Source organism: Methylobacterium sp. Leaf469, from assembly GCF_001424745.1.
GTDB lineage: Bacteria > Pseudomonadota > Alphaproteobacteria > Rhizobiales > Beijerinckiaceae > Methylobacterium.
Window position 1 is genome coordinate 495822 of sequence record NZ_LMRE01000034.1, and the last position, 16513, is coordinate 512334.

Below are 16513 nucleotides of genomic sequence, written 5' to 3' on the forward strand. Positions count from 1 at the left end.
TCCCGCGTGACGGAACCGTGACGGATCCGCCTATGCCGCCAGGAAGGCGCGCAGTGCGTCGCACGTGCCCTCGGGGTTCTCCTCCGCGAGGAAGTGCCCCGATATGAGATCGACGCCCGTCGCGTTGGGCGCGAAGGTGCGTTGCCAAGCGGTGAGGGGCGCCTCGGCGCTGCGGTCGAGATATCCGTCGCCGGTTAGGATCAGGGTCGGGCAGGGGATCGTGCGCTGGGCGGCGAGATCGGCGAGATCCGCCTCGCGGTCGCGGGTCGCCCCGGCCCGGTAATCCTCGCACATCGCATGGATGCGCTCGGGCACGGCCCAGCCCTGCCGGTAGAGGGCGAGGGCGGCGGGCGCGAAGGGATCGAGCGACTTGGCATTGCTCCAGTCGCGCAGCAGGCCCTCGAAATAGCCGTCGGGATCGCGTCCGATCTCGTTCTCCGGCTCGGGCGCCGGACGGGCGAGATCCTTCCAATGCGCGGACCCGCTCGACGCTTCGATACGCTCCCACTGCACCAGGGTCGGCAGGATATCGAGCAGCGCGAGGCGGGCGACCCGGCCGGGCTCGTCCAGGGCCAAACGGTAGCCGATGCGCGCGCCGCGATCGTGACCGACGAGCGCGAAATGCACGTGCCCGAGATGCTCCATCACGGCCACGACGTCCCGGGCGAGGGTACGCTTGGCATAGGTTTCATGCCGGGCATCGCCCTCGGGGGCGGCCGACCAGCCGTACCCCTTCAGGTCGAGGCAGATCACCCGGTGGGTCTCGGCCAGCGCCGGTGCGATCCGGTGCCAGCAGGCATGGGTCTGGGGAAAGCCGTGCAGCAGCAGGACGGGCAGTGCGTCCTCCGGCCCGCCGATCCGGGCAAAGAAGCGCCCGACGGGGATGTCGATCCAGGGGGCGGAGAAACCGGGGAAGAGGTCCGTGGTCACGGGGCGCGGGCTCCGACGATGGAGAGCCGGATGTAGGGCCGCCCCCGGCGGCCGACCACGCGCCGTCGGGCAATTTGCCCGACATCGACCGTGCGGCCATCGGGCCGCGCCCGCGGGATTGACGCTGGGGCCCCGCACCGGCACACCCGGACGACGTGGGTCGCTTAAGAACCCGCACCAAAAATCGTCGAGGAGACGCGCATGGTACGGCTGACCGTCCTTGCCCCGAAGGCTGTTTTCGCCCGCGCGGAGTCGTGCGCATGAGCGGTGCCGTGCTGGCCGAGCGTCCGGCCGCGCCGCCCCTCGATCAAGCCCTGCACGCGCGGGTTCTCGCCCTGCGCGACGGCCTGCTGCATGGGCTCATCGGCGCCGACATCATGGTGGAGCGCCTACTCATCGGCCTGCTCACCGGCGGACACCTCCTCATCGAGGGCGCGCCGGGCCTGGCCAAGACCCGCGCGGTCAAGCGCCTGTCGGACGGCCTCGACGGCAGCTTCGCCCGGATCCAGTGCACGCCCGACCTCATGCCGGCCGATCTCACCGGCACCACCGTGTGGCGTCAGGATGCCGGCGATTTCGAGTTCCTGCCCGGCCCCCTGTTCCACTCCCTCGTCCTCGTCGACGAGGTGAACCGCGCCCCGCCCAAGGTCCAGTCGGCCCTGCTGGAGGCCATGGCCGAGGGCCAGATCACCGTTTCGGGCCACACCCACGGCCTGCCCGACCCGTTCATGGTGGTGGCGACCCAGAACCCCATCGAGCATGCCGGCACCTTCCCCCTGCCGGAGGCCCAGCTCGACCGCTTCCTCCTCCACGTGGTGGTGGAGATGCCCGACGAGGCCGCCGAGCGCCGCATCCTCGACCTCGTCGAGGGCGAGCTGAACCACCACGCCGAGGCGATGCCGGTGAAACTCTCGGTTGCCGAGATCCGGGCCGCGCGGGAGGCGGCGCTGGCCGTCTACGTCGCGCCCGCCCTGAAGGACTACCTTGTGCGCCTGGTGGCCGGCACCCGCACGGATTCGGCCGCGCCGGATCTGCGCGCCGCCATCGAGCACCCGGCCTCGCCGCGCGGGACCCTGGCCCTCATGCTCGCCGGCAAGGCGCGCGCCTACCTGCGTGGACGCGACCACGTCGTCCCCGAGGACATCGCGGATCTGGCCGCCGACGCCCTGGCCCACCGCATCGGCCTCACTTGGCGGGCGGCGGCCGAGGGCAGGACCGCGCGCGGCATCATCCGCGACCTCGTCCAGCGGGTGCGGGCGCTCTGAGCCCCGCCATGGCCTCCCCGTCCGTCGCCGATCCGACGCAGGCGCCCGGCATCCACCTCTCGGGCGAGGCCCTCATGGGGCTGCGCCACCTCGCCCGGCGCGGCACCTCGCCGGCGACGCGCACCCTGGCGGGCCTGCCCGGCGGCATCGTCACCCGGCGGCGCGGGCGCGGCTCCGAGCCCGACGACGTGCGCCTGTGGTCGGAGGGCGACGACCGCCGCCACATCGACCGCAACGCCACCGCCCGCACGGGCATCCTGCATGTCCGCACCCATCACGACGAGCGCGACCGCGCCGTGGTGCTCCTCGTGGATGTCCGCCCCTCGATGCTGTTCGGCACCCGCCGGGCCCTGCGCTCGGTGGCCGCCGCCGAAGCCCTCGTGCTCCTCGGCTGGCGGGTGGCCGGCGATGGCGGCCGGGTCGGCCTCGTGGCGGTGGGCGCGGGCGAGCCCGTGGTGGTGCGCCCCGCCGGGGGCGAGCGTGCCATGACGGCCGTCACGGGAGCGCTGGCCATGGCCCATGCCCAGGCCCTGGCGGACGCCGCGACCCAGGACCCGCCCCTGTCGCGCGCCCTGACCCTGGCCCAGAGCCTGCTGCCCTCCGGTGGACACCTCGTCCTCGGCACCGCCCTCGACAATCCGGGCGCGGATTTCGAGCACCTCCTCACGGTGATGGCCGAGCGCCTGTCGATCCGTCTGGTGCTGGTCAGCGACGCCTTCGAGCGGGCCCGCCCCCCGGGCTTCTACCCTTTCGCCACCCAAGACGGCCGGCGCGGCACGGTGCAGGCGAACCGGGCGGACCGCCCGCCCGGCGACGCCGATGCCCGCCTCGTCGAGTATGCCCGCCGCGGCATCGAGGGCCTGCGCCTCGATGTCGAGGCCGGACCGGAGGCCTACGCTCCCCTCATGGAACGGCTCGATGCGGTGCTGTGAAACCCGCACCGGCGGACGGTGCCCATGAATCCCGCAAACGCCCCCGCCGACATCCCCGCCAGCCTGGACCAGCTGCGCGGGCTGCACCTGCCCGCAGAGACCGCCGGCGCGGCGCAGGGGCCGGTGGTGCTCGCCATCGCGCTGGGCTTCACGGCGGCCCTCCTCGTCGGCCTCGTCCGGTACCTGAGGGCGCGGCAGGCCAACACCGTGCGCCGGGCCGCCGCGCGCGAACTCGCCGCCGCCAACGCCCTGCCGCCGGGGCCGCGCCGGGTCGCCCAGGCACGACTCCTGCGCCGTCTCGCCCGCACCCTGCGGGGCGACGCCGCGGCCTCGACGCAGGGGAGCGATTGGGCCGCCACCCTCGACGGCCTGTTCGCCACGGACTTCTTCACCAAGGGCGCCGGCCGAACCTTCGCCGACGGCCTTTACCGCCGCGAGGCGTCCGAGCCCGGCGCCATCGACGCCGAGCTCGTACGGCTGATGCAGCGGATCGGGGCCTGACATGCCGAACTGGCTCACCGCGCTAGCCTCGGCGTTCGACCTCGCGAGCCCCTACGCCCTGCTGCTCCTGCCCCTGCCCCTGCTGGCCGCCCGCCTGATGCCGGCCGAGCGGGTCGGCTCGAGCGGGGCCCTGCGCGTGCCCGCCTCCCTCGTCGCCGCGGCGGCCCGGGGCGACAGCGTCGCCGCGCGCGGGCGGGGCCGCGCCGTGCTGGTCTGGACCCTGTGGGTGGCCCTCGTCGCCGCGCTGGCGGGTCCCCGCCTCGTCCTGCCCGCCACGGCGCTGCCGGCCTCGGGCCGTGAGATCATGCTGGTGATGGACCTGTCCGGCAGCATGGAGCGGCGCGACTTCGCCCTCGACGGCCAGACCGTGAACCGGCTGGCGGCGGTCAAGCGCGTCGGCACCGACTTCATCCGCCGCCGGGCCGGCGACCGCATCGGCCTCGTGATCTTCGCCAACGAATCCTACGTCGCCGCGAGCCCGAGCTTCGACACCGCCACCGTCGCCCGGGCACTGGACGAGGCGACCATCGGCCTCGTCGGCCGCTCCACCGGCATCGGCGACGGCCTCGGCCTCGCCCTGAAGCGCCTGACCCCACCACCCTCGGCCGAGACCGGCGAGGCTGGGCCGCCCGTAACCGCCAAGGTGGTGATCCTGATGACGGACGGGGCCAACAATGCCGGCCAGACCACGCCGCGCGATGTCGCGGGCCTCGCCAAGGAACTCGGAGTCCGGGTCCACACCATCGCCCTCGGCCCCCGCGACCTCTCCAACGCCGACGGCGAGCAGGACGTGGTCGACACAGAGACCCTACGGGAGATCGCCGAACTCACCGGCGGCCGGATGTTCCGGGTGAAGACCACCGAGGACCTCGTTGGCATGGCGGACGCCATCGACGAGATCGAGGGCGGACGCGCCAAGGCGCCGCCCGTGCCCCTGCGGAAGGACCTGTGGCCCTGGCCCGCCGCCGTGGCGTTCCTGTGCGCCGCCGGCCTCCTGGCGGCGAGGCGGGTCGCGTGAGTGTCCTCGATGCCCTGGCGATCCTGCGGCCCTGGTGGCTCCTGGCGATCCCCCTGGTGGCGATCCTGGCCCTTCGCGCGGCGTGGCGCTCGGCGCCCCTCGGTGATTGGGCGAAGGCCGTCGATCCCGGCCTGATGGCGCTGCTCGCCCGGCGCGGGGCCGTGCTCGGCGGGCGCCGGCAGGCGAACCTCGCCGCGGCGCTGGCCGCCGGTCTCGTCGCTGTGGCCCTCACGGGACCCGCCGTGGAACGGCCCGACGCCACCACCTTCCGCAACCTCGACGCCACCGTGGTGGTGATCGATCTCTCGCGCTCCGTCGCCGAGGGGGGGCGCCTCAAGGACGTGCGCCAGATCGCCGAGGGCGTCGCTCAGGCGGCCGGCACCCGCAGCGTCGCCGTGGTGGTCTATGCCGGGGACGCCTATCTGGCGATCCCGCCCACCACCGATCGCGACGCCCTCGCCTCCACCCTGTTCGCCCTCGACGGCGACACGGTGCCCGACCGGGGCACCCACCCCGAACGCGGCCTCGCCCTGGCGCGCCGGACCCTCTCGGAGGCCGGCGTCATCGCGGGCGACGTGGTGCTGGTGACGGATGGCGACGGCATCGGCGAGGCCGCCGCCCGCGAGGCCGCGGCGATCCGGGCCAAGGGCTGGGCCCTGAGCGGCGTGTTCGTGCCCGCCGGCCCGAGCCTGCCGGCCGGCTCGCCGAAACCGGACCGCGCGGCGCTGGAGCGCCTCGTCGCCGCGGGCGGCGGACGCCTCGCCGACCTCGACGCACCGGGGCCCGTCCTCGATACCGTCGGGGCGAGTACGGCCCAGCACCTCGCCGCCGGCGGCTACACCGTCCTGGCCTTCGCCGATCTCGGCCGTTGGCTGATCCTGCTGGCGCTCCTGCCGGCGCTGGCCCTGTTCCGCCGGAGCGCCTGATGCCACTTGCGTTTCCGTTTCCCCGCCCGCGCCGCTGGACCACCTGGGCACGCTTTGCCAGCCTCGGCCTCGCAGGAGTGGGCATTCTCGGCCTCGCCGGGGTGTCGCAGCCGCGCACGGGCCTCGGGCGCACGCTCATGTGCCTCGGCCTGCCCGGTGCCGCCGCCGCCATCCTCGACGATCCGGCGTGGCGCGGCCCGGCGCTCTACCAAGCCGGGCGCTACGACGAAGCCGCGGCCCTGTTCCGCGCGGCCGGGCGGCGCGGGTCCTACAACCTCGGCAACGCCCTGGCGAAGGCCGGCGATCTGCAGAGGGCACTCGACGCCTACGACGCGGCGCTCACCTACAACCCGCGCGATGCGGACGCCCAGGCCAACCGCTCCCTCATCGCCCGCCTCGTCGACGAAGGGGCGGGCGATCCCGGCAAGGGCGGCGGGGTCGCCAACGCGACCGCGACCACGGGCGCGCGCTACAACAAGACCTCGAACCAGGACCCCAACGACGACACTCAGGCGACCTCCAGCGGCGAGGGCCTGGCCGGCAACAAGGAGGGTGGCACCACCTCCTCGACGCCGGGCAACAGCAAGGTGGCGCGGCGCGGCAAGGCCGAGCAGGTCTCGGTGGATTCCGGCAAGGGCGAAGCGCGGGGCTCGGCCAGCGACGCCGCCGGGCGCGGGCGCACGGGCGCCGGTTCGGCCATGGTCGCCGCCGCGCCCGAGCGGGAAGCGCGCCGGGTGACGAAGAGCTTCGAAGCCCACGAGATCCGGCCCGACCGCCTCTGGCTCCAGACCCTGCCGGACGATCCCGGCCGCTATCTCAAGCTGCGCCTCAAGGCCGAGCAGGCCGTGCGCGTCGAGGCCGGCACGGCCGTGCCGGGGGGGAGCAACCCATGGTGAGCTTTGGCCGTCGGCCTCGGTCGTTGAACCTGACCGGTTTTGGAGGAGGAGCCACACCCTGTCCCTCTCCTTCTAGGAGGGGGGACCCGCGCTGCGATCGGCAGCCGTCTGCGGGGATTGGCATCACATCCTTTGCGATGTTGATTTTGATCATGCTCTTCGCGAACGCCCCCGCTCGCGCCGAGATCGACCCCGGCGACCTCACCCTTACGGTGACCCCGGAGCGCAACGGCAACGCCGATCCGTTCTCCCGCGAGATGGTGCTGTTGCGCATCCGCGGGGTCTATCGCCAGCCGATCCTCCTGGAGGAGGTGATCCAGCCGTCGCTGGCGAATTTCAGCTGGACCCAACTCGGCCGCGATACGTGGTCGAAGACGCGCCTGCCCGACGGGCAGGTCGCCATCGCGTTCGACCGGGTGGTGGCGATCTTCCCGCACCATGCGGGCGACTTCACCATCGAGCCGTTCCTCCACCGGCTGACGGTCAACGACGGCGGCGTCCGGAAAGTGGTCGACGTGCCCTCGCCCCCGGTGCAGCTCTCCGTCGCGAACTGGACGAAGCCCGTCGGCGGGCCCGACGCCAAGGAGCCATGGTGGCTTCCGGCCCGCGAGGTCACCATCACGGATTCGTGGAGCCCGGACCCGGAGACGGTGAAGATCGGCGAGAGCACCCGGCGCATCGTCACCCTGGAGGCGCACGGCATGGTCGCCGAAGGCCTGCCGCCCCGGCCGGTCATGCGCACGCGCGGCATCCTCACCTTCGCCGGACCTGTGACCCGCGAGACCATCATCACCCCCACCGGGCCCATCGCCCGGGCGACCTACCAGTGGGACGTGCGCCCCGCCATCGCGGAGGTGATCCCGTTGGACGCCATCATCATCCCGTGGTTCGACACCGTGTCGCGCACCCTGCGGGAGGCCGAGATTCCGGCCCGGCAGATCGGCGGCGGCCTGCCCGACCGGGAGGAGGACGCCAAGCCGATCACGCCGGCCTCGCCCCTCGTCGTGGTCGGGGCGGCCCTGGCCGCGTTCGGGCTCGGTCTGGCGCTCGTCGGGTTCGGGGCGCCCACGCGGTCGCGCCAGCGCCTCGATCGCGCGACCCGACGGGCCCTCGTCCTGGCCGCCGCCGCCGGTGACGCGACCGCCTTCCGGGCCCGCCTCGCACCCGTCCTCCAGGGCGCGCCGGATCTCGCGCGGGCCTGGCGGGCGGACCCCGCCATCGCCGCCGGCCTCGATGCCCTCGACGGCACCCTCTACGGGCGCGGTTCGGTCACCGCCCCCGACCTGACGGATCTCGCGCGTCGCCTCGGCCGGCCGGTCCGAGCCGCCGCTCCGACCGGAACCGATCGCGGACGTCTGGCCGACCTCGACGGGCGGGCCTGAGGGCCGGCATGGTTAACCACCGGTTTACGTCCCTCTGCCAACCCTGACGCGCGGGGAGTGGGTGGATGTGGCGCAGGGTGACGGCGACGGGGCGGTCTTGGCGCCCGGGGGGGCTGATCGCCCTCGGCCTTCTGGTCGGCTGGCCGGCCCGTGCGGCGGACTTCCTCGACGCCGGGCGCCCCACCGAAGGGTATGAAGCGCTCGACGGTGTCGCGCCGTTGCCGCGTTATTTCCCCCGGGCCGAAGGCGACGATTCGGTGGTGCGCCGGGCCCCCGTCCCACGCCGTCGCGTGGCCGGGTGCATCCCGCGCCGCGCACCCGTGCCCACCGACCGGCCCGGTGACCCGAGCTATGTCGGTTCCGCCTATGGCCTCGGCAAACCGAGCTATTACGGTTTCACGCCGCCGCTGGGCGTCGACGATCCCTACGGCCGCCCCCTGCTGCCCTACTGTCCCTAACGACTGGCGCGGATGCGGGCGGGCGTTTAGGTCTGCGGCCAGACCCGTGACCCGGACGGAAGCCGCAATGCCCGATTCATCCCTCCTTCGCTTCGAGGCCGTGGCGCCGTTGCGCGCGCAAGGCGCGGCGTGGCGCAAGGCCGGCGAATCCGTGGTGCTGGTGCCGACCATGGGGGCCCTGCATGCGGGCCACCTCGCCCTCGTGGCGCGGGCGCGTGAGCTGGGACGCCGCGTGGTGGCGAGCATCTTCGTCAACCCGACGCAGTTCGGCCCGACCGAGGATTTTTCGCGGTATCCGCGCGATACGGAGGCCGATCTGGCCCTCCTGGCGGAGGCCGGGGCCGATGCCGCCTACTTGCCCGATGTCGCTGCCATGTATCCGCCGGACTTTTCCACCCGCGTCGAGGTCGATAGCCTCACGCAGGGCCTGTGCGGCCAGTTCCGCCCGGGGCACTTTTCCGGGGTCGCCACCGTGGTGACGAAGCTCCTCAATCGGGTGCAGCCCGACATCGCTCTGTTCGGCGAGAAGGATTATCAGCAGCTTCAGGTGATCCGCCGCGCCGTGCGCGACCTCGACCTGCCCGTGGAGATCCAGGGCGTGGCGACCCTTCGCGAGGCGGACGGCCTCGCCCTGTCCTCGCGCAACCGCTACCTCAGCCCCGAGGAGCGCCGCGCCGCGCCGCGCCTGCATGCGGTCCTGTCGGCCATCGCCACGGGCCTCGCCGCCGGAGCCGAGGCGGAGCCGCTGGTGGCCGGGGGCCGGGCCGAATTGGAGGCGGCGGGTTTTTCGCCCGTGCAGTATTTGGAGGTCCGCGACGCCGAGACCCTGGAGCCGGCGACGCGGGCCAGCCGGCCCGTACGGGTTCTGGCGGCGGCCTATCTCGGCCGCACCCGCCTCATCGACAACGTGGCCGCACTCAGGGCTTGAGGGGGTTGGCGAGGAAGAAGTTCAGCATGGCGCGCGACGCGTCCGGCCCACGCGGATCGGTGTAGCTTCCCGCCATGGTGCCGCCCGACCAGGCGTGGCCGAGTCCCCGGACCAACCAGCTCTCGACGGAGACGTGCCCGGCCGCATCGGCGTAGCGGGTGCGGATGTAGGGAAGTCCGCCGGGGCTGACGGCCTCGGTGACTTCGGGGGTCAAACCGGCGATGCCCGCCTGGGTGAGCGCCTGCTCGCCGTTGAGCGGATTGACCGTGCCGTCACTCTCGCCGTGGACCACGATGGTCGGCATGGGCGTGACGGGGGCGATGCAATCGGCCGCCGCCACGGGCCCGAGGCGCATCACGGTCAACGCCGCCGAGACGTCGCGGGCGCACCCCGCCGCCAACCCCGAATGGATGCCCACCGCCGCGAAGAGTTCGGGATAGGCGTGGGCCACGTTGGCCGCCGCCGCCCCGCCCGCCGAGAGGCCGGCGATGAAGACGTGGCGGGGATTGATCCGATGCTCGGCGACGACCGCGCGGGTCATGCCGGCGATGATGCCGGTCTCGCCGGCCTCGCGGTCCTGGTCGCCCGGTTGGAACCAGTTCCAGCAGCGCTGCCCGTTGGCCCGGCTCGTCTGGCCGGGATAGAGGACGTAGAATCCGTGCGTCTCGGCCAGGGTGTTCATCCCGGTGCCGGCGGCGAAGTCGGCCGGCGACTGGCTGCAGCCGTGAAGCATCACCACCAGGGGGCGGGTGCCCGGATGGGCCTTGGGCACGAACAGCTTGTACTCGCGGGTCCCGTGCGGACCCGTATGGCTGCCGTCGGTGAAGCTGCTCTCGCCGGTGGTGGCGGGCTCCGGGGTGGCGGGCATCGCCTCCTCGTCCGGTCTGCGCCCGACGCGGCCCGATACGCCGAGCCCTTCCAGGACGGGCGCGACGCTGCGCTCCAGACCCTGCGTCACCGACTCGACCACCTTGCGCAGGCGGTCGGTCAGACCGGCGGTTTCTGCTGGCTGGGACACGTGGCCGTGCGGCTCGAGACCTTCGTTCATGCTGCGCTGGATCAGAGCCGATGCGTCGCCGAGGCGCCCCGTGGCGGTGAGCCGGGTCGCCTCCATCATGTCGGCCAAGCGGTCCTGCATCCGGTTCTGTTGATCGCTCATCGGAGATTCGCTTTCAGGTTCTGCGCGGCACCAGGGGACGCACGAACGGTCCGGGGCGGGGTTGGAAGGGCGGGGCTTGACGATAAGGCGAGGGTGGTCAGCGCAACCGGTCGGCCAGCGCCGCCTTGACGGCGGGACTCGCCTGCAGGCTGCCCATGACCTCGATGGACGCGATGGTCTCGCGCGCGAGTTCGGGGGAGACGTCGGCGGCGATGCTGGCGAGTCCCAGGACACGGATATCCAGGGTGGTGCCGGCAGCGCGATGGGCTTCGAGATCGAGGCGGCCGTAGTGGCGCAGACCGAGTTCCACGTGTTTGCGGGCCACGGATTGACGCGTCACGTCGGCGTGGCGGACGATCTGATTGCGGACGGCCGTGCGGATGAAGTCGGAGCGGTTGGCATAAAGGCTTTCGGAAACGAGAAGGTCGATATGCCCGAGGTCGACGTAGCCGAGGTTGATCGTGATCTTCTCGCTGTCACCGACCCGCGTTGTGGGCCGTGGCCTCTGCAGAATGTCCGACACGTCCCGCTCCGCTACCATCTCCACAGCTGGTATATGGAGGATGAATGGTGCGACGCAATATGAAATATTGCGCTGCACTTCCATGTTTGGATGCCATGCGTCCCACGCAAAACTCTACCTTCCACCGACTTGGAAACCGGTGTGTTCGACATCGGAAATTTGTCGCGGATGCGACCGGGGCTCAGGCCAGGAGCTTGTCGATGGTGATCGGCAGTTCTCGGATGCGCTTGCCCGTGGCGTGGAACACCGCGTTGGCCACCGCCGCCGCCGTTCCCACGATGCCGATCTCACCGAGCCCCTTCACGCCCATGGGATTGGCCTTGTCCTCCTCGTCGACGAAGATCACGTCGATGTCGTGGATGTCGGCGTTCACGGGCACGTGATACTCGCCGAGATTGTGGTTCATGAACCGGCCCAGCGTGTGGTCGAGCATCGATTCCTCTTCCAGGGCCGAGCCGATCCCCATGACCACGCCGCCGAGGATCTGGCTGCGTGCGGTCTTGAGGTTGAGGATCTTGCCCGCCGCGATGGCGGAGACCACGCGGGTGACGCGGATCACGCCGAGATCCTCGTCGATCTTCACCTCAACGAACACCGCCGAGTGGGTGTAGGGCGAGAAGGCCTTCTGGTGCGCGGCATCCGGCCCGGCCGAGCCCGTGGCCTCCAGGGTTTCCGTGCCGGTGGCCCTCAGCACATCGGTGATGGCGATGCTGCGGGACGCGTCGCCCGCTACCCCGATGTGCCCATCCTTGAACACCGCGCGGTCGAAATCGACGTTGGCGAGCGGGGAATCGTCGAGCCCGCGCGCCAGGGCGAAGAGTTGCCCGGCAAGATCCTGGCAGGCCCGCATCACCGCCGTGCCGGAGGACGCCGCCGTCCACGAGCCGCCGGCGAGCGGCGCCTCGGCGAGGTCGGTGTCGCCGAGCTTCGTCGTCACGTCCTCCATCCGCAGCCCGAGGGTGTCGGCGGCGATCTGGGTCAGGATGGTGTATGTGCCGGTGCCGATGTCGCCCGTGGCATTGCCGACCGTGAGCTTGCCGTCCTGGGTCAGCGTCGCGCTCGCGCTCGACTGCTGCATCATCGATTCCCAAATGCCAGTGGCCATGCCCCAGCCGACGAGTTCGCGCCCGTCGCGCATGGAGCGCGGCTCCGGATTGCGGGTCGACCATCCGAAGCGCTCCGCGCCTTCCTCGAAGCAGGCGCGCAGGGATTTCGAGCTGAACGGCTTGCCCTCCGTCCGGTCGCTCTCGCTGTAGTTCTTGAGGCGAAGGGCGATGGGGTCCTGCCCCGTCTCGTAGGCGAGCTCGTCCATGGCGATCTCGAGTGCCATCACGCCCGTGACGGCGCCGGGGGCGCGCATGTCGGACGGCGTGTAGGTGTCGAGCTGGGCGAGCTTGTAGGAGAGGGCGACGTTGTCGCAATCGTAGAGCACGCCCGACCAGTTGACGACGACCTCCTGGTAATCCTCGAAGTTCGAGGTGCCCGAGATGGCGTCGTGCCGGATCGACCGAAGGCCGCCCGAGGCATCCGCGCCCAGCGACACGGTCTGGAGCACGTCGGGGCGGTAGCCGAAGGTGAACATCTGGTCGCGGGTCAGCACCACCCGCACGGAGCGTTCCAGGGCGCGGGCGGCCAGCACGGCGAGGAAGAGCTGGTATTGCGGGCGCAGGCCCGAGCCGAAGCCGCCGCCGAGATACGGGTTGAGGACGCGCACATCCTCCTTCTTCATGCCGAACACCGCGGCGATGTAGCCGTGGGTGTTCACGACGCCCTGGATCTTGTCGTAGACGGTGATCTTGCCGTCGCCCTCCCACACCACCGTGGAGGCGTGGGGCTCCATCGGGTTGTGGTGCTCCACGGCCAGGCGATAATCCTGCGAGACCTTGATCGGCGCGGCGTCGAAGGCGCCCGGGGCGTCGCCCCACGGGGCCGGCGGCGGCTTGATGCCCGAGCGCTTCTTCGGCGGCTCGTAGGCGAGCTCGCGCTGGGCCTCGAGATCGGTGGTCGGGGCCTCGGCCTCGTAGGCGACCTTGACGAGGGACGCGGCGTGGCGGGCCGTGTCGAAATCCTCGGCGACGACCAGGGCGACGGGCTGACCGCTGTACTGGATCTTGTCGTCGTAGAGGGCTCGGAACGGCGAGCCGGGTGGGGCCACCATGTCCTGGTAATTGTAGTCGAGCCACGCCGTACGGGGCCGGTTCTCGTGGGTGAGGACCTTGATCACGCCCGGCACGGCTTCGGCGGCGGCGGTGTCGAGGGCGGTGATGCGGCCGCGGGCGATGCCGCTCGACACGACGTAGCCGTGGGCGAGGTCCGGCGCGGAAAACTCACCGGCGTACTTCGCCTGCCCGGTGACCTTGGCCGGACCGTCGACGCGGCTGCGTGCCGTGCCCACGTAGGTGTCCGTGCCGGAGGAATTGATGGACTTGGCCATGGAGCGGATTTCCTTCAGGCGATGCGTTCAGGCGATGCGCTTGTCGGACTGCGACTGGGGCGTGCCGGCGGCGGCCTGGGACAGGCCGCGCACGAGGGCGCGTCGCGTGAGTTCGACCTTGAACGCGTTCTCGGATTGGGGCTGGGCCGCGGCGACCACGATGTTGGCGGCGGCCGCGAAGGTCTCGTGCGTCGCCGGCTTTCCGGCGAGGAAGGCTTCGGCTTCCCTGTCGCGCCACGGCTTGTGGGCGACGCCGCCCAGGGCGAACCGGGCGGACCGGATCGTGTCGCCGTCGAGGGCCATCACGGCGGCGACCGACACGAGGGCGAAGGCATAGGACAGGCGGTCGCGCAGCTTGAGGTAGGTATGGTGCGGGCCGAAGGTCTCGTCGGGTAGGTCGACGGAGAGCACGATCTCGCCGGGCTTCAGGGTGGTGTCGCGCTCCGGATTGTCTTCCGGCAGGCGGTGGTACTCGGCGAACGGAATCGTCCGCTCGCCCTCCGGCCCCGCGACCCGCACCACCGCGTCGAGGGCGGCCAGGCCCACGCACATGTCGGAGGGGTGGGTGGCGATGCAGCTCGGGCTCGTGCCGAAGATGGCGTGGATGCGGTTGACGCCGCCGATGGCCGGGCAGCCGGAGCCGGGCAGGCGTTTGTTGCAGGGTGTCGCTTCGTCGTAGAAATAGTAGCAGCGGGTGCGCTGGTTGAGGTTGCCGCCCGTCGTGGCGGCGTTGCGCAACTGGCCCGAGGCCCCGGCCAGGATCGCGCTGGCAAGGAGCGGGTAGCGTTCCTTCACCTGCGCGTCGTACGCGACGGTGGAATTGGTCACGAGGGCACCGATGCTGAGGCCGCCGTCGCGCGCCGCGATGGCGTCGAGGGGTAGACGGGTGATGTCGACGAGGCGGCCCGGCTGCTCGACGTTGTATTTCATCAGATCGACGAGGTTGGTGCCGCCGGCGATGAAGCGCGCGTTGCCCCCTGCCACCGCCTTCACGGCGTCGGCGACGGTCTCGGGGCGGACGTAATCGAAGCGGTTCATTTCGCGGCTCCCGCCTGCATCACGTCTTCGATGGCGTCGACGATGTTGGTGTAGGCGCCGCAGCGACAGATGTTGCCGCTCATGGCCTCGCGGATCTCTTCGCGCGAATGCGCGTGGCCCTCCGTCATCATGCCCACCGCCGAGCAGAGCTGTCCGGGCGTGCAGTAACCGCACTGGAACGCGTCGTGCTCGACGAAGGCTGCCTGGAGCGGGTGGAGACCGGCGCTCTCGGCCAGGCCCTCGACGGTGGTGATGCTGGCCCCGTCCTTCATCACGGCGAGGGCCAGACAGGAATTGATCCGCACCCCGTCGACCAGCACCGTGCAGGCGCCGCACTGGCCGTGATCGCAGCCCTTCTTCGTGCCGGTGAGGTCAAGATCCTCGCGCAGCAGGTCGAGGAGGGTGGTCCACGGGGCGACGTCGAGGGTGCGGGCCTGCCCGTTGATCGTCAGGCTGATGGCGATGGTGTTCGCCGCGTCGGGCGCGCCGCTTTCGATGAGCATGGCATGTGTCCGTGACAGAAGCAGCGACCGCAACGGCCGCCGGATTTCGGAAATTCGGTCGAAACGGCAGGCAGGGGGAAAATCACCGTCCCTGGTCGGTCCACTCGATAACCGTTCCAGATTGCGCCTGTTCCCTTTCAGGGCCCGGCGGGAAGGTTTGCGCCCTCACGGCACCTCGGCTAACCCGGTGTCGATTCCCGACGAAGGACGTCCGATGACTGCGCTCGCTCCGGTTCTCAACGACATCGACCGCGATCTCGACAACGCCCTGGAGCGCCTGTTCGCGTTCCTGCGCATCCCGTCCGTCTCCACCGATGCCGCCTACGCACCCCATTGCCGCGCGGCGGCGCAGTGGCTGGAAGGCACGCTGACGGCGCTCGGCTTCGAGACCGGCATCCACGAGACCTCGCTGCATCCGGTGGTGCTGGCCCATGCGCCGAAGCCTGGCACACCGCACGTGCTGTTCTACGGCCATTACGACGTGCAGCCGGTCGACCCCCTGGCCCTGTGGGAGACGCCGCCCTTCGAGCCGCGCATGGCCCTGAACGCCAAGGGCGAGCAGCAGATCGTCGCGCGCGGCGCCTCCGACGACAAGGGTCAGGTCATGACCTTCATCGAGGCCTGCCGGGCGCATCTGGCCATGGAGGGCGAGCTGCCCTGCGGCGTCACCATCCTGATCGAGGGCGCGGAGGAGAACGGCTCGCAGGGCCTGCCCGAATGGGTCGCAGCGAACCGCGACAAGCTCGACGCCGACATCGTGCTCGTGTGCGACACCAGCATGTGGAACCCCACCACGCCGGCCATCACCACGTCCCTGCGCGGCCTCGCGTATTTCGAGGTGAAGGTGCGTTGCGCCGACCGCGACCTGCATTCGGGCTTCTTCGGGGGCGCGGCGCGCAACCCCATCCACGTCCTGTCGAAGATCATCGCCGATCTGCACGACGCCGACGGCAAGGTGGCGCTACCGGGCTTCTACGAGGGCGTGCGCGAGACGCCGCAGGCCATCCTCGACCAGTGGCGCGGCCTCGACTTCACGGCGGAGACGTTCCTCGGCCCCATCGGCCTATCGGAGCCAGCCGGCGAGCACGGGCGCATGCTCATCGAACTCGTCCAGTCGCGGCCCGCCTGCGACGTCAACGGCATCATCGGCGGTTATACGGGCGAGGGCACCAAGACGGTGATCGCCGGCGAGGCCAGCGCCAAGGTATCGTTCCGCCTCGTGGACGATCAGGACCCCGAGCGGCTCGCCCGCACCTTCGAGGCCTTCGTGCGCGAACGCATCCCCGCCGACTGCTCCGTCGAGGTGATCTGCTACAAGGGCAGCCGAGCCATCAGCCTGCCCTACGACATGCCGGAACTCGACCTCGCCCGCGCGGCGCTGGCCGAGGAATGGGGCGTGCCCGCCGTGACCATCGGGGCCGGCGGCTCGATTCCCATCGTGGGCGACTTCAAACGGCTGCTGGACCGCAACACGCTCCTGATCGGCTTCGGCCTCGACGACGACCGCATCCACTCGCCCAACGAGAAGTACGACCTGAAGAGCTTCCACAAGGGCACCCGCTCCTGGGCCCGCATCCTGGCGGCCTTCGGCGCCGCCGGGCGGGCGGCCTGAGGGCGGTC

At 71.4% G+C, this 16513-nt stretch carries 16 protein-coding genes; 10 read left to right on the plus strand and 6 right to left on the minus strand.

The window, feature by feature from the left end; all coding sequences use genetic code 11:
* Positions 1 to 30 precede the first annotated feature (30 nt).
* Complete coding sequence (locus ASG60_RS16395) at positions 31 to 930, minus strand: alpha/beta hydrolase (protein ID WP_056386615.1); 900 nt, start codon at positions 928 to 930, stop codon at positions 31 to 33.
* 260 nt (positions 931 to 1190) lie between these two features.
* On the opposite strand from ASG60_RS16395, the gene ASG60_RS16400 reads away from it, so the two are divergent.
* The 9 genes from ASG60_RS16400 to panC all read left to right on the plus strand — a co-directional run bounded on the left by ASG60_RS16400 (position 1191) and on the right by panC (position 9236).
* Positions 1191 to 2195 (plus strand): AAA family ATPase, encoded by a 1005-nt coding sequence (locus tag ASG60_RS16400; RefSeq protein WP_056172704.1) that lies wholly within the window; start codon positions 1191 to 1193, stop codon positions 2193 to 2195.
* Positions 2196 to 2203: 8 nt separating this feature from the next.
* A complete protein-coding gene (locus tag ASG60_RS16405) occupies positions 2204 to 3127 on the plus strand; it encodes a DUF58 domain-containing protein (RefSeq protein WP_056360815.1) in 924 nt (307 codons plus the stop codon).
* A gap of 24 nt (positions 3128 to 3151) precedes the next feature.
* A complete protein-coding gene (locus ASG60_RS16410) occupies positions 3152 to 3628 on the plus strand; it encodes a DUF4381 family protein (RefSeq protein WP_056172710.1) in 477 nt (158 codons plus the stop codon).
* 1 nt (position 3629) lies between these two features.
* Positions 3630 to 4646 (plus strand): VWA domain-containing protein, encoded by a 1017-nt coding sequence (locus tag ASG60_RS16415; RefSeq protein WP_056172713.1) that lies wholly within the window; start codon positions 3630 to 3632, stop codon positions 4644 to 4646.
* On the plus strand, positions 4643 to 5572 hold the full coding sequence (locus ASG60_RS16420; RefSeq protein WP_056386748.1) for a vWA domain-containing protein: 930 nt from the start codon (positions 4643 to 4645) through the stop codon (positions 5570 to 5572). Before ASG60_RS16415 ends, ASG60_RS16420 begins: the two co-directional genes overlap by 4 nt.
* Positions 5572 to 6468 (plus strand): tetratricopeptide repeat protein, encoded by an 897-nt coding sequence (locus ASG60_RS16425; protein ID WP_056386617.1) that lies wholly within the window; start codon positions 5572 to 5574, stop codon positions 6466 to 6468. The genes ASG60_RS16420 and ASG60_RS16425 overlap by 1 nt, the downstream gene beginning before the upstream one ends.
* Before the next feature lie 152 nt (positions 6469 to 6620).
* The gene (locus ASG60_RS16430) at positions 6621 to 7850 is read left to right on the plus strand and encodes a hypothetical protein (RefSeq protein WP_244476694.1); all 1230 of its coding nucleotides are present in this window, start codon (positions 6621 to 6623) and stop codon (positions 7848 to 7850) included.
* Positions 7851 to 7915: 65 nt separating this feature from the next.
* Positions 7916 to 8308 carry a hypothetical protein gene (locus ASG60_RS16435; protein ID WP_056306242.1) on the plus strand — a complete coding sequence of 131 codons (393 nt, stop codon included), beginning with the start codon at positions 7916 to 7918 and terminating at the stop codon, positions 8306 to 8308.
* Positions 8309 to 8375: 67 nt separating this feature from the next.
* Positions 8376 to 9236, plus strand: coding sequence for a pantoate--beta-alanine ligase (gene panC / locus ASG60_RS16440; protein ID WP_056360821.1), 861 nt, complete (start codon positions 8376 to 8378; stop codon positions 9234 to 9236).
* On the opposite strand, the gene ASG60_RS16445 is transcribed toward panC, so the two are convergent.
* From ASG60_RS16445 to ASG60_RS16465, 5 genes are all read right to left on the minus strand, one after another.
* Positions 9226 to 10395 (minus strand): PHB depolymerase family esterase, encoded by a 1170-nt coding sequence (locus ASG60_RS16445; RefSeq protein WP_056306238.1) that lies wholly within the window; start codon positions 10393 to 10395, stop codon positions 9226 to 9228. The genes panC and ASG60_RS16445 overlap by 11 nt on opposite strands.
* 97 nt (positions 10396 to 10492) lie before the next feature.
* A complete protein-coding gene (locus ASG60_RS16450; RefSeq protein ID WP_056266841.1) occupies positions 10493 to 10936 on the minus strand; it encodes a hypothetical protein in 444 nt (147 codons plus the stop codon).
* 163 nt (positions 10937 to 11099) lie between these two features.
* Complete coding sequence (locus ASG60_RS16455; protein WP_056386621.1) at positions 11100 to 13352, minus strand: xanthine dehydrogenase family protein molybdopterin-binding subunit; 2253 nt, start codon at positions 13350 to 13352, stop codon at positions 11100 to 11102.
* 27 nt (positions 13353 to 13379) lie between these two features.
* The gene (locus ASG60_RS16460) at positions 13380 to 14390 is read right to left on the minus strand and encodes a xanthine dehydrogenase family protein subunit M (RefSeq protein WP_056386622.1); all 1011 of its coding nucleotides are present in this window, start codon (positions 14388 to 14390) and stop codon (positions 13380 to 13382) included.
* Complete coding sequence (locus tag ASG60_RS16465; protein ID WP_056306231.1) at positions 14387 to 14893, minus strand: (2Fe-2S)-binding protein; 507 nt, start codon at positions 14891 to 14893, stop codon at positions 14387 to 14389. Before ASG60_RS16465 ends, ASG60_RS16460 begins: the two co-directional genes overlap by 4 nt.
* Before the next feature lie 214 nt (positions 14894 to 15107).
* On the opposite strand from ASG60_RS16465, the gene ASG60_RS16470 reads away from it, so the two are divergent.
* Complete coding sequence (locus ASG60_RS16470; protein ID WP_056172743.1) at positions 15108 to 16505, plus strand: M20/M25/M40 family metallo-hydrolase; 1398 nt, start codon at positions 15108 to 15110, stop codon at positions 16503 to 16505.
* The last annotated feature ends 8 nt before the right edge of the window (positions 16506 to 16513 follow it).